Below are 11,577 nucleotides of genomic sequence, written 5' to 3'. Positions count from 1 at the left end.
AACGCCTGACACGGCAAGAGACCGCAACGCCCGATGCGGCAAGAAGCCGCAACACCGTACACAACGAGAGAGCGCGTCGTCAGCCCGGTGGACCAGCCAAGGAGATGACATGAACACGCCATTGATATCTTGCTCCGTCACCGCCTCCCGCAGGCATCTGCGCCGCCTGACGAGGTCGGGGACGGTCCTCGCCGCCACCACGCTGCTCGCGGTCGGCGCGGCGGGACAGTCCTGGGCCTCGACGCCGATCCTCCGCTGGACCACGAACGCGCCCACACCCGTGTCCACACTGACACTGCCGATGTCCGTGGACTCCGCGCCGGACGCCTCCGGTGTCTACTTCGCGTACTACACCACCCTGGAGAGCGGCACACGCCCCTATGCCGGCTTCCAGCCGAAGCCCGTGGACGCGAACGGCAACCGCGTGCTCCAGGCGGTCTTCAGCTCATTCAACGCCGATGCCACGACGACGGACGACCACTGCACCTACGGAGCCGACGGCGGTGCCGGAGTGAGCTGTGCCGTCCGATTCCGCTACACACCGGGGACGATGTACTCCCTGGTGCTCAAGCGGGCCGACGTGACCGGGGCGACGCAGCTGATGACGGGAGACGTCGTCGAGACGGCGACCGGGGCGGCGGTGGCGCACATCGGCGGTTTCGGGCTGCCATCGGCCTCGGGCCGGTTCAAGAACGCCGATCAGGGATTCATCGAGCCCTACCTCTCCGCGGGCTGCGGCCAGCGGATCACGGTGACGTACGGCAAACCGGTCGGCACCGAGGCCGGTGTCGCCCATCCGGGCAGCCTTCCCACGGTCACCGACCCGTCGTCCGGAAGCTGCCTGAGCACCGTCTCGCAGACCACGGACCGGGGGCAGCGGGTCGCGGTCACGGGCAACGCGGCCCCGGCCGCTCCCGGGCCCGCTGGGGACTGAATCCTTGAATCCGGAACCGTGTTCGGGTCAGGTCCCCTTCTCCTGTGAAGCGCTACCCGCTCCCACTGGCTAAGCTCGACGAGGGGAACAGAACGGGACGGAGGCTCCCATGACGACTCTCGAACCACGCGATGTCCCCCCTCGCCTCGCCACCGGTGCGTTCTTCCTGAACTCCGGTCTGGGCAAACTGAAGGCCGACGCGGAGACGGCCCAGGGTGTGCATGGCATGGCCTGTGTCGCCTATCCGTTCCTGAAGAAGATCGACCCGGAGCGCTTCACCCGGCTGCTCGCCTGGTCGGAGATCACGGTCGGGGGAACGCTGCTCGCTCCCTTCGTGCCGACCCGGCTGGCCGGGCTGGCGCTGACAGGGTTCTCCGGGGGGCTGGTCGGCCTGTACCTCCGGGTTCCCGGGATGCGGGAGCCCGGGAGCCTTCGCCCCACCCAGAACGGCATCCCACTCGCCAAGGACTTCTGGATGCTGGGCATCGGCCTCGGTTTCCTGGGGGCCCGTGCCCGCTGGCCGCGCACGGCCACATCCAGATGCCCGTGGCACCGGTCCCGGGGCTGACCCGACGGCCCGGGAGCGTACCGACGACGCCCGGCTCCGTGGCGGGGCCCGCACATCCAAGGAGTGATCATGAGTGAGTCGGACGAGCTGCGCAATCGTGTGCAGCAGATGCGAGCCAAGGCGAAGGACCTGAACAACGAGGCCGAGCGCGCCACCGACCCCGAGGAGCGCCGGCGTCTGAAGGAGAAGGCCCGCAGGATCGAATCGGAGAGCGAGCAGGTCAGCGGCATGGCGAGTGGGGACATCTACCCCATGAAGTGAGGCCGGGAGAGCCCGGCGCCACCCCCTGGGTTCCCGCACCCGCGCGGGAGCCCGGGGAATGCCGCCGCGCCCCGGACGTTGAACAACGATGTGAGCTCAGTGATCGCATCCACCCGGTTCTCCGTCCTCGACCGCTCCCGCATCCGTACGGGGCACGACGGCCCGCAGGCGCTGCGCGACTCGGTGCGCCTCGCGCAGGAGGCCGAGGCGCTCGGCTACCACCGGTTCTGGGTGTCCGAGCACCACAGTGTGCCGGGCGTCGCAGGTTCCGCGCCGACCGTGCTGGCCGCAGCGGTCGCGGCCGCCACCGCCACCATCAGGGTCGGCACCGGCGGCGTCATGCTGCCCAACCACCAACCGCTGCTGGTGGCCGAGCAGTTCGGTGTGCTGGAGTCCTTGTTCCCCGGCCGGATCGACATGGGTCTCGGCCGTTCGGTGGGCTTCACCGACGGCATCCGCAAGGCGCTGGGACGGGACAGGACGGCTGCCGAGGACTTCGCCGGACAGCTGACCGAACTGCTCGGCTGGCTGGACGGCACACAGCGCTCCCACCCGCAGGTCCATGCCCTCCCCGCCGAGGGGCTGCGCATCCCGCCGTTCCTGCTGGCCACCGGCGAGGGCGCGGGCCTCGCGGCCGCCGCCGGGCTGCCGCTGGTGGTCGGTGACCTCAGGGGCCGGGAGAAGCTGCTGCGCGCGGTCGAGCGCTACCGCAGCGAATTCCGCCCCTCCACCTGGGGCGCGGAGCCGTACGTCGTCGTGGCGGGGACCATCGCGGTGGCCGGGAGCAGGGAGGAGGCCCGTCGGATCCTGATCCCGGAAGCATGGTCCATGGCCCATTCCAGGACCCATGGCTCCTTCCCGCCGCTCGCCCCCGCCGACCGGATCGAGGCGCGGACCATGACGGAGAAGGAACGAGTCCTCTACGAGAAGGGGATGCGCGGCCACCTGTACGGCACGGAGGACGAGGTGGCCGCCGGGCTCGGATCGGTCATCGAGGAGACCGGAGCCGACGAGGTGCTCGTCACGACCAGTACGTACGACCGGGTCGCCCTGCTCGACTCGTTGCGTCGCCTGGCCCGCATCGCACGATTGACCCCGCACCGGACAGAGCCCGCCGCAACCCGGTGAAGGTCTGCGACCGGGGGTCCGTCACCCGGGGTTCTCGAACCGGACACCGGGGGTCCGTCACCCGGGGTTCTCGAACCGGACACCGAGGGTCTGTCACCGAGGGTTCTCGAACCGGACGGTGAACCGGCCCGCATACGCTGGAGCGGATATGTCGTGACGGCGGAGGGACGGGCATGCGAACGGTGTACAGCGGGGAACTGCGCGTCGCTTACGGGCAGTTCTACGTGGAGAGCAGGCCCGACGGGGAAGCGGAATCCGTCGGGCTGCCGGGGAGCTTCGCCGGGCAGGTCGGCGGGCTCTGCGGGGCCGCCGTGCCGGGACACCTGTTTCTGATCACGAGCCTGCACACCGGGGAGGTGGGGCTGACCGTCGAGGTGCACGACACCGCCCCTCCGCTCGACGACAGCTGGGAGGACGTGGTGGAGGCCGCGTTCCGGCCCGCTTCCGGGTCCACGGTCGTCATGCCGTGGGCTGACGGCCCCCTCGTGTCGCTCGACCTGCCCGTGACCGACCACCGGGTCCGGTACTGCGGACGCGACATGGACCGGGCCCGCGAGGAGGAGCTCGCCATTCTCTCCGGTGAGGCCGCAGCCGATCAGTACCTCCTGCAGTTCTGGCCGGCGGCGCCCCGCCCCGACGAGATCGTCAAGCGGACGGCGGGCGCCGCGGAGTACTGGCACCAGTGGGCACGCGCCCTGCCACCGCCCCCGTCGCCGGAAGAGCGCGCTGAGGCCCGGCGCCTGCGGGCGGAGGAGCAGGCGCGGGCCGAGGAGGCCGAACAGCGGCGTCTCGAAGCCCTGGAGTGGGGCGGGCGGTTGCCCAGCCAGGCGCTCCGGGACGTCGGCGGCAATGTGGCGGGGCTGCGGGCCCTGGACTGCGACCTCCTGCACGCGGTGGACGCGGCGGGACCGGCGGCCCAGCGGTCCATCGCCCGCTGGGCCGCCCACCGTGCGTACACGGAAGCGGGTCTGAACGGCGTCGAATGGATCGCGCCCGCGCTCGAAGCCATGGACCGCGGACACGAGTTGCCCGCGCCGTTCGACGAACTCCGGCACGGCTGGGACCGCTTCTTCGCCGATCCGGCCATCCCGCACACCCTCGTGGACTCGATCGACGGCATCCGGGGAGGGTTTCTGAAGCAGGCCATGGCGATGCCCGCCCTGTTCGACGCGATGGAGCCGGTGCCGTTGCGTGCCGCGCTCGACGCGCTGTACGCCGCGGCGGCCACGTACGGCAGCGACCACCCCCGCCTGTTCGACGAGGTGCGGCGCCGGTTCAGGCTGCCGTAGGGCGTGGCCGGGCCAACAGGGCGGTGGCGATGGCGACCTGGGCCGGCTCCAGCACGGTCCTGCCGTCCTCGATGTCCCACAGCGCGTTCTGCAGGACGCGGCCCAGCGTCCAGCCGATCGCCCGCTGCCGGTCCAGGCCCAGCACCTCGGTCAGCTGGTCGAAGCGGCGGAGCACCGCACGGTGCACGTCGCCGGTGGCCACGACCTCGTCCCAGCGGTTGCCCATCGCCGGCATCAGGTCGAAGCCGGGGTCACCGGCCAGGGGTTCCGGATCGATGGCCAGCCATGGCTCGCGCTCCGCGGCGAGGACGTTGTCGTAATGCAGGTCCCAGTGCAGCAGGCGGTCACCGGGTTCGCCGACGAGTTCGGCGACGGTGGACGCGCACGTACGCACCAGCCGCCGTTCGGCGGGGTCGCGCAGCCGCGGCACGCTGCCGGGCACCTCGTCGAGCATGGCCGCCGCGATGTCGGCCAGCTGCCGGAAGCCCGGCGGCGCGGGCACCGCGACCAGGCGGGCCAGCAACTCGGCGAGAATCTGTACGGCGTCCGTCTCGTCGGCCACCGCCGACAACGGACGCGCGGCGTCCAGTCGTTCCAGCAGCATGGTGCCGGTGTCCGGGTCGTGGTCGAGCAGGTTCACCACGCCGTCGCCGTTCCACACCCGCAGCCCCGGCACGGCGTCGATGTTCTCCTCGGTGGCCTCCTGGAGCTTCAGCACGGCGGGCGTGCCGTCCGCGCGGGTCACCGGCAGCACCAGCGAGGCCATGCCGTGCGCCGAGGGGCCGTCCAGCCGCAGGCTCCACCGGTCCAGGAAGTCCATGGCCAGCCCGGGCAGTGCGGCGATCCAGGCGCGGGCGGACGCACCGCCGTTGCCGCTGTAGGACGCGGCGAACGCGTCGGGGACGTCGATGGGGTGGGAAGCACTCATGGGTCTCTCCTTCGTCGGATCCGGAAACGGTCGGGTACGAGGGAGGTCACGGTGGTGCCCGGCTGCCGGGCATGCGTCAAAGCATGCCGCCAGCCTATGCGAACGCCGCAGCGGTGCGGGAGGCCGCCGTCCGCGACCGGGGTGGGTCGCGGTGCGCGGCGCGTGTCGATGGCGGGGGAGGGGGCCGGCAGCGGGGATGGTGAGGGCATGAAAAGCGCTGACCTTTTGACCGACGCGTTCACCCGCGTCCGGGAGACGGTGCACTCGGCGGTCGAGGGCCTTTCGAGCGCCGACCTCCAGGCCCGTCTCGACGACGGGGCGAACTCCATCGGCTGGCTCGTCTGGCACCTGACCCGCGTTCAGGACGACCACGTCTCCGACGCGTCCGGTGTCGAGCAGGTCTGGTTCTCCGAGGACTGGGCCGCCCGCTTCGATCTGCCCTTCCCGAAGGGGGCCACCGGCTACGGACACAGCAGCGCGGATGTCGCGGCCGTGCGGGTGGGCTCGGCGGAGCTGCTGCTCGGCTACCACGACGCGGTCCACCAGCGGACCCTCGCCTTCGTGCGCGGGCTCGACAACAAGGCGCTCGACCGCATCGTCGACGAGGCGTGGTCGCCGCCGGTCACCCTCGGGGTCCGGCTGATCAGCGTCGTCTCGGACGATCTGCAGCACGCCGGCCAGGCCGCCTTCGTCCGGGGAGCGCTGGAGCGCCGGTAGACCGGGCCTTCGGGCACCGGCCGGGCCGGGCCCGGCCCCGTGCGGCGCGCGGAGCTGAGCGTGCGGCCCGGGGCCCCGGCCCCGTGCGACGCGCGGAGTGGAGAGCACGGTCCGGGGCCCCGCGCTCCACCGGAAATTCGGATGAAGGCCGCACCCCCACGGTGATGGGATGGCGCGATGCGAAGCGACGCACCGATTTCGGTGGACCGGGGTCAGTACCCGGACGCGGTGACGCCCTGGGAACAGGAGGCCTGGCGGGAGGACGCCCTGGCGTGGGCGGAGCGGGGGCTCGCCGCTCACGGGCTGCGGGCGACCGGGCCACGGAAGGTGAGGCTCCGGCCCTGGTCGGTGCTGGTGCGGCTGCCCGTGGCGGGAGGCGACCCCGTGTGGTTCAAGGCCAACTCGCCCGCCGGCGCCTTCGAGGCGGGGCTGACCGAGGCGCTGGCCCGCTGGGTTCCCGGACACGTGCTCCGGCCGCTCGCCGTGGACGCGGGCCGGGGCTGGTCGCTGCTGCCGGACGGCGGCACGCTCTTGCGTGACGCACTCGACTCGGCGGCCCCGGCCGCGCTCGATCCGCGCGCCTGGGAGGAGCCGCTGCGGCAGTACGCCGCGATGCAACGCGCGCTCGTTCCGTACGCCGGGGAGATCGAGCGGCTCGGAGTGCCCGGCGCGCGCACCGTCGCGCTCCCGGAGACCTTCGACCGGCTCGTCGGCGCGAACAGCGCACTGGAGCCCGCCGACCGCAGGGCCCTGGCCGAGTTGCGGCCCCGGCTCGTGGGGTGGTGCGAGGAGCTCGCGGGCGTGGGGATCGCCGATACGCTCGACCACGCCGACCTGCACGACGGCCAGCTCTTCGCGCCGGAGCCGGGCCGCTTCACGTTCTTCGACTGGGGCGACGCGGCCGTCGGACACCCCTTCGGCAGCTTTCTCGTCCCCGCGCTCGCGGCCCGCGAACGCTTCGGGACCGAGGCTCTGCCCCGGCTGCGGGACGCCTACCTGGAACAGTGGACGGGCGACGGCCGCACTACGGCCGAACTGCGGCGCGCGCTGAGCCTGGCCTGGCGCCTCGGGGCGATCGGACGGGCCTGCTCCTGGGGACGGCTCTTCCCCGGCGCGTCCGGCACTGTCGGTGGGGCCGGCGACGCGCAGAGCGCGCGCTGGCTGCTGAAGCTCTTCGCCGAGCCACCGCTGTAGGGGCGGAGCCACGGTAGCGGACCGGGCCGGCCGGGCGGTGTGCCCGGCCGGAGGACCGGCAATTACGCTGCTCCGATGCACCGTACGACGCCCCCTCGACCGGTCGACGTCACCCAGGAGTTCCCGGAGCTCGTGCCGCTGGCACGCACGGCGGTGCGGCTGCACCCGCGCCCGGGGGAGCCGGCCGCCGGGGACAGCTCCGTAGGCGGACCGTTGTTGTGGCCGCGCGACGAACCGTGGCCCACCTGTCCCGAGCACGCGGGTCCGTGGCACGTCGGCTTCGCACCCGACGAGGTGCGGGACAGCCGCCGTGTCCTGGACGCGGGCTGGGCACGCGCGGAGGGAACCCGCCTGACCCTCACCCCGCAGGAGCGGGAAGTGGTGGACCGGGTCGGCCACAGCGGCCGTCGCATCGCGCAGAACGGGCCGGTTCCCCTCCTGGCAGTCGCCCAGCTGTACGCACGTGACCTCCCGGCCGCCGAGGACGACAGCCTGTGGCCGGGCCCGCGGGGGACCGATCTGCTCCAGGTGCTGTGGTGCCCGTTCGACCACGGCGACGACTGCCTTCCCCTGGTGCGCCTCGTGTGGCGGAACACCGCGGAAACCGGACCGGCGCTGTCCACACCTCCCGAGCCATCGGTGATCGGGGACGAGAACTATCTGCCCGGCCCCTGTGTCCTGCACCCGGAATCGGTCACCGAGTACCCGGCATCCCACGAACTGGACGAGGAACTCGCCGAACGGGTCGGGGCCTGGGAGGAGACGCGCGACCACCTGTACCAGTACGCCCTGTCCGTGGCACCCGGATGGAAGATCGGTGGCTGGGGAAACTGGAGCTTCTGCGATCCGTGGCCCATGGGCTGCCCGGACTGCGGCGGTCCGGTCCGCCCGTTGCTGACCGTCGACAGCGGCGAGTGGGACAACGAGCAGAGCTGGCGGCCCGTCGAGGACGAAGCCGCCCGCGCGGCGCCGAAAGTGGTCCACCCGCAGCCGCAGGAGCCCACCCGGATCACCATCGGCCGCGGTTACACCATGCAGGTCTACTCCTGCGAGCGGTCCTTCGGGCACACCCCGCTCCAGGTGATGCAGTAGCTCTACCCATCGATGCCGAGGCGCTTCGCGACGGCCGCCGGCACCGGACAGATCCGCTCGGGTGGGAGCAGCCGTTGGGCCTGGGCGCTCCGGCCGCCCTGCCGGAGCGCCGCGATCCTCTGGACCGTGGGCGTGACATCGGTGATGTCGACGACCCACTCCTCGGCGAACGTACGGATGAGACCGCGCCCGATCCCGACCTGGATGCTGTAGTGGTTGAGCGCGGCTCCCCGCATGGAGCGTTCGGGATCCCACTGGACGTGCACCGGAGCCTGGGCGACAGCTGACGGATCGGACGTCGTCAGCACCGCCTGAGACAGGGCCTCCTCCCATCCGGCCCGGGTGATCCGAACCGCGAGGATCCGTTCCTGGCCGGACTTCTGTGCCCAGTTGCTGCGGTGCATGAGCCAGAGGAACGACGGCTTGATCCAGGTCATCCGGTTGAACGAGAACGGCGGGACGAACCGTTTCGCCCGCAGGGCCGGGCCGGCCACCGCGGGTGAGTACGCCTGGTAGACGACGATCGTCCGGGCGTCGTGGTCGGCCCGTATCTGGTGCTGGGGGGTCATGCGGCACAGGCTGCCAGGCGACGGACTCCACCACGATCGCTTTTCCGCGCCCCCGAATCCGTACTCCGGGACTCGCCGACCGCCGGATCGACCGCCGGATCGACCGCCGGATCGGGCGCCGGACCCCCTGTCCTGTAATCCGACGGAATCTCTCCGTCCTTGTGCCCGGGCGTACGTCTTCGGTGCGGAGCACCGTCGGGGAGCCGGTTTTTTGTCCGCCGCCACCACTCGGAGACGGTTCGCCACTGCCTACTGTTCCCTCACTCGGCGGCGGAGTGCCGCTCCCTCGGAGGTGACCATGGCCAGCACCGCAGGCACGGAGACCAGCAGCAGAACGACCCGCAGGACCCGGACGACGGCCGCGGTGGTCACGGTGCTCGGCCTCGTCGGTACCGCGGCCGCGTGCGGCGGCGACACGTCCGCCGGTGGCGGAGGCGGGTCGACGGTGGTTGTCGCCGTCGCCGGTGACCCCGGCAGCCTCAGCCCCACGACAGCACTGGTCAGTACCGCACTGGCGATGAACTCCTTCGCGTACGACACACTCGTGCACATCGGCGCCGACGGCTCGCTGGTGCCGGGAGTGGCGGAGAAGTGGTCCGCCACGACCACCTCGGCGAAGTTCACCATCCGCTCCGGTGTCACCTGCGAGGACGGCTCGCCGTTGACCGCCGAGGACGTGGCAGCCGAGTACAACCACATCGCCGATCCGAAGAACCAGTCGCCGATGCTCGGCCTCTCGGTCCCCGTCACCGCCGTGGCGAAGGCCGACAAGGCCACCCGGACGGTCACCGTCACCACCACGAAGCCCGCGCCGTTCATCGTGCAGATGTCCCGGCTGCTGCCGCTGCTCTGCAAGAACAGCCTGGCGAAACCGGCCGCGCTGGCCAGGGCCACCAACGCGAGCGGCCCCTACCGGCTGACCGAAGCGGTTCCGGGCGACCACTACACGTACGTGAAGCGGGACAAATACAGCTGGGGGCCCCGCGGGTCCACCGCGGCGGGCATGCCCGGCAAGGTGGTGGTGAAGGTGGTCGCCAACGAGTCGACCGCGGCCAATCTCCTGATGGCCGGCCAGATCAACGTCGCCCTCATCAACGGCGCCGACCAGGACCGGCTGGACGCGGCCAAGGTGAAGTACCGCAGCTCCACGGCGCTGTTCGGACAGTTCCTGTTCAACCAGGCCGCCGGCCGTCCGACCGCCGATCCCGCGGTGCGCAAGGCCCTGGTCTCCGTACTGGACCTGAAGCAGCTGGGGAGCGTCGCCACCGGCGGGAAGGGCAAGCCGGCCACCGGCATCGGCGAGATCGCCCCCACCCCCTGCACCGGCGACACGGTGACGGGCAACCTCCCCGCCCACGACACGGCACAGGCCGCCGCCGCCCTCACCGCGGCCGGCTGGAAGAAGAGCGGCGGTACCTGGACCAAGGACGGCAAGCCGCTCGCCGTCGGGCTCAACTACGCGACCAACCAGGGGCCCCAGGTCGGCTCGGCGGTCGAACTCGCCGTCCAGCAGTGGACGTCCTTCGGTGTGAAGGCGACGGCGAAGCCCACCGGCTCCGGCAGCATCATCAGCACGCTCAGCGGCGGCGACTGGGACCTCGCCTGGGCGCCCATCGGAGTCACCCTCCCCGACCAGCTCACCCAGTTCTACGACGGTCCGCCGCCGCCCAAGGGCAACAACTTCGGCTCCGTGGTCAACCCCGACTACCACCGGCTCATCGCCCGGGCCGCCGCCAAGCCCGGCGCCTCCGGCTGCCCCCTGTGGGAAGCCGCCGACGCCGCCCTGGTCAAGCACGTCGACATCGCGCCGATCGTCAGCAAGGCGAACCGGTACTACGGAAAGGGCGTCACCTTCGAGGTGGACGGCAGCGGCATCGTGCCGAGCACCCTGCGCCGGAGCGCCGGCTGATGGCGACGATCACCATGAACTCCCTGGGCGCGAGGGCCCGCAACCCCTGGGTCGGATTCCTCCTGCGCCGCGTCTGGCGGCTGGTGGTGTCGCTCGCGGCGCTGGTCACGGCCGCGTTCGCGATGATCCACCTGATTCCGGGCGATCCGGTCCGGGCAGCTCTCGGCACCACGGCCGACCCGGCCATGGTCGCGGCCCGCAGGGAGTCGCTGGGCCTGGACCAGTCGCTGCTGAAGCAGTACGCCGACTTCGTCGGAAATCTCCTCCAGGGCAGGCTCGGGGAGTCGATCGGCGCGCAGATGCCGGTCTCCGACATCATCTCCGGCCGGCTCCCGGCCACCCTGCAGATCGCCGTTCCGGCGTTCGCGCTGATCCTGCTGATCGCCGTACCCGTCGGCATGACGGCCGCGGTGCTGACCAAGGACGGCCGCAGGCGGCGCGGTGAACTCGCCTTCACCGGGGTCACCGGATTTCTGGGCGCGGTGCCCGAATTCCTGCTGGCGGTGGGCCTGATCGCGGCGTTCGCGGTGGCCTGGCCGCTCTTCCCGGTCGCCTCCCGGGGCGGTGTGGACTCCTACGTGCTGCCGGTGCTTGCGCTGACCGTCGTACCGGCGGCATCGCTCTCGCGCATCGTCCGGGTGGAGACGCTGCGGGTGCTCGGCGAGGACTACATGCGGACCGCGCGGGCGAAGCGGCTTCCGGCCCGGCTGCGCTACCTGCGGCACGCGCTGCCCAATCTGCTGACCTCCTCGCTCACCCTGGGCGGCCTGCTCTTCAGCTCGCTGCTCGCCGGCACCGTCCTGGTCGAGAACGTCTTCGCCTGGCCCGGCCTCGGCACCACGATCGTCCAGGCGATCACCGAGAAGGACTACCCGCTGGTCCAGGGTGTGGTGCTGGTCTACGGGGCGGCCGCACTGCTGATCACCTTCGTCGTCGACGTGGCCGTGGCCGTCGCCGACCCCCAGTCCACCGTCCGCGGGAGTTGACG

Annotated in this window: 12 protein-coding genes; 10 read left to right on the top strand and 2 right to left on the bottom strand. The window is 71.7% G+C overall.

Annotated features, from left to right (window positions below):
* Positions 1 to 121 precede the first annotated feature (121 nt).
* The 5 genes from ACGF8B_RS10485 to ACGF8B_RS10465 all read left to right on the top strand — a co-directional run bounded on the left by ACGF8B_RS10485 (position 122) and on the right by ACGF8B_RS10465 (position 4,180).
* Positions 122 to 934: a hypothetical protein gene (locus tag ACGF8B_RS10485; protein ID WP_392736691.1), complete on the top strand. Its 813-nt coding sequence runs from the start codon at positions 122 to 124 to the stop codon at positions 932 to 934.
* Between the two features lie 109 nt (positions 935 to 1,043).
* Positions 1,044 to 1,502, top strand: a complete 459-nt coding sequence (locus ACGF8B_RS10480) for a hypothetical protein (RefSeq protein WP_392736689.1) — start codon at positions 1,044 to 1,046, stop codon at positions 1,500 to 1,502.
* Positions 1,503 to 1,571: 69 nt separating this feature from the next.
* Positions 1,572 to 1,763 (top strand): DUF6381 family protein, encoded by a 192-nt coding sequence (locus tag ACGF8B_RS10475; protein WP_259928889.1) that lies wholly within the window; start codon positions 1,572 to 1,574, stop codon positions 1,761 to 1,763.
* A gap of 99 nt (positions 1,764 to 1,862) precedes the next feature.
* A complete protein-coding gene (locus ACGF8B_RS10470; RefSeq protein WP_392736687.1) occupies positions 1,863 to 2,891 on the top strand; it encodes an MsnO8 family LLM class oxidoreductase in 1,029 nt (342 codons plus the stop codon).
* A 173-nt stretch (positions 2,892 to 3,064) separates the two neighbouring features.
* A complete protein-coding gene (locus tag ACGF8B_RS10465) occupies positions 3,065 to 4,180 on the top strand; it encodes a hypothetical protein (RefSeq protein ID WP_392736685.1) in 1,116 nt (371 codons plus the stop codon).
* Here ACGF8B_RS10465 and ACGF8B_RS10460 read toward each other — a convergent pair.
* On the bottom strand, positions 4,167 to 5,108 hold the full coding sequence (locus ACGF8B_RS10460; protein WP_392736683.1) for an aminoglycoside phosphotransferase family protein: 942 nt from the start codon (positions 5,106 to 5,108) through the stop codon (positions 4,167 to 4,169). The genes ACGF8B_RS10465 and ACGF8B_RS10460 overlap by 14 nt on opposite strands.
* Positions 5,109 to 5,315: 207 nt before the next feature.
* On the opposite strand from ACGF8B_RS10460, the gene ACGF8B_RS10455 reads away from it, so the two are divergent.
* From ACGF8B_RS10455 to ACGF8B_RS10445, 3 genes are all read left to right on the top strand, one after another.
* On the top strand, positions 5,316 to 5,825 hold the full coding sequence (locus tag ACGF8B_RS10455) for a DUF664 domain-containing protein (protein ID WP_392736681.1): 510 nt from the start codon (positions 5,316 to 5,318) through the stop codon (positions 5,823 to 5,825).
* Between the two features lie 177 nt (positions 5,826 to 6,002).
* Entirely contained in the window at positions 6,003 to 7,019 is a 1,017-nt protein-coding gene (locus ACGF8B_RS10450) for an aminoglycoside phosphotransferase family protein (protein WP_392736679.1), read from the top strand.
* Between the two features lie 75 nt (positions 7,020 to 7,094).
* Positions 7,095 to 8,111, top strand: coding sequence for a hypothetical protein (locus ACGF8B_RS10445; RefSeq protein WP_392736678.1), 1,017 nt, complete (start codon positions 7,095 to 7,097; stop codon positions 8,109 to 8,111).
* A gap of 2 nt (positions 8,112 to 8,113) precedes the next feature.
* Here ACGF8B_RS10445 and ACGF8B_RS10440 read toward each other — a convergent pair whose 3' ends face one another.
* Positions 8,114 to 8,680: a DUF4291 domain-containing protein gene (locus tag ACGF8B_RS10440; protein WP_392736676.1), complete on the bottom strand. Its 567-nt coding sequence runs from the start codon at positions 8,678 to 8,680 to the stop codon at positions 8,114 to 8,116.
* Positions 8,681 to 8,978: 298 nt separating this feature from the next.
* Here ACGF8B_RS10440 and ACGF8B_RS10435 point away from each other — a divergent pair, with 298 nt between their 5' ends.
* Positions 8,979 to 10,589 (top strand): ABC transporter substrate-binding protein, encoded by a 1,611-nt coding sequence (locus ACGF8B_RS10435; protein ID WP_392736675.1) that lies wholly within the window; start codon positions 8,979 to 8,981, stop codon positions 10,587 to 10,589.
* A complete protein-coding gene (locus tag ACGF8B_RS10430) occupies positions 10,589 to 11,575 on the top strand; it encodes an ABC transporter permease (RefSeq protein WP_392736674.1) in 987 nt (328 codons plus the stop codon). The genes ACGF8B_RS10435 and ACGF8B_RS10430 overlap by 1 nt, the downstream gene beginning before the upstream one ends.
* Positions 11,576 to 11,577 lie beyond the last annotated feature (2 nt).

The sequence above is a fragment of the Streptomyces sp. NPDC047917 genome (genome assembly GCF_043204345.1).
GTDB lineage: Bacteria > Actinomycetota > Actinomycetes > Streptomycetales > Streptomycetaceae > Streptomyces > Streptomyces sanglieri.
The sequence above is the reverse complement of the archived record's forward strand: the minus strand, read 5'-3'. Positions and strand labels throughout refer to the sequence as shown.

Coding starts and splice junctions, on each gene's coding strand:
- ACGF8B_RS10480 (WP_392736689.1), top strand. CDS start 1,044: ATGACGACTCTCGAACCACGCGATGTCCCCCCTCGCCTCGCCACCGGT.
- ACGF8B_RS10475 (WP_259928889.1), top strand. CDS start 1,572: ATGAGTGAGTCGGACGAGCTGCGCAATCGTGTGCAGCAGATGCGAGCC.
- ACGF8B_RS10465 (WP_392736685.1), top strand. CDS start 3,065: ATGCGAACGGTGTACAGCGGGGAACTGCGCGTCGCTTACGGGCAGTTC.
- ACGF8B_RS10460 (WP_392736683.1), bottom strand. CDS start 5,108: ATGAGTGCTTCCCACCCCATCGACGTCCCCGACGCGTTCGCCGCGTCC.
- ACGF8B_RS10455 (WP_392736681.1), top strand. CDS start 5,316: ATGAAAAGCGCTGACCTTTTGACCGACGCGTTCACCCGCGTCCGGGAG.
- ACGF8B_RS10450 (WP_392736679.1), top strand. CDS start 6,003: ATGCGAAGCGACGCACCGATTTCGGTGGACCGGGGTCAGTACCCGGAC.
- ACGF8B_RS10445 (WP_392736678.1), top strand. CDS start 7,095: ATGCACCGTACGACGCCCCCTCGACCGGTCGACGTCACCCAGGAGTTC.
- ACGF8B_RS10440 (WP_392736676.1), bottom strand. CDS start 8,680: ATGACCCCCCAGCACCAGATACGGGCCGACCACGACGCCCGGACGATC.
- ACGF8B_RS10435 (WP_392736675.1), top strand. CDS start 8,979: ATGGCCAGCACCGCAGGCACGGAGACCAGCAGCAGAACGACCCGCAGG.
- ACGF8B_RS10430 (WP_392736674.1), top strand. CDS start 10,589: ATGGCGACGATCACCATGAACTCCCTGGGCGCGAGGGCCCGCAACCCC.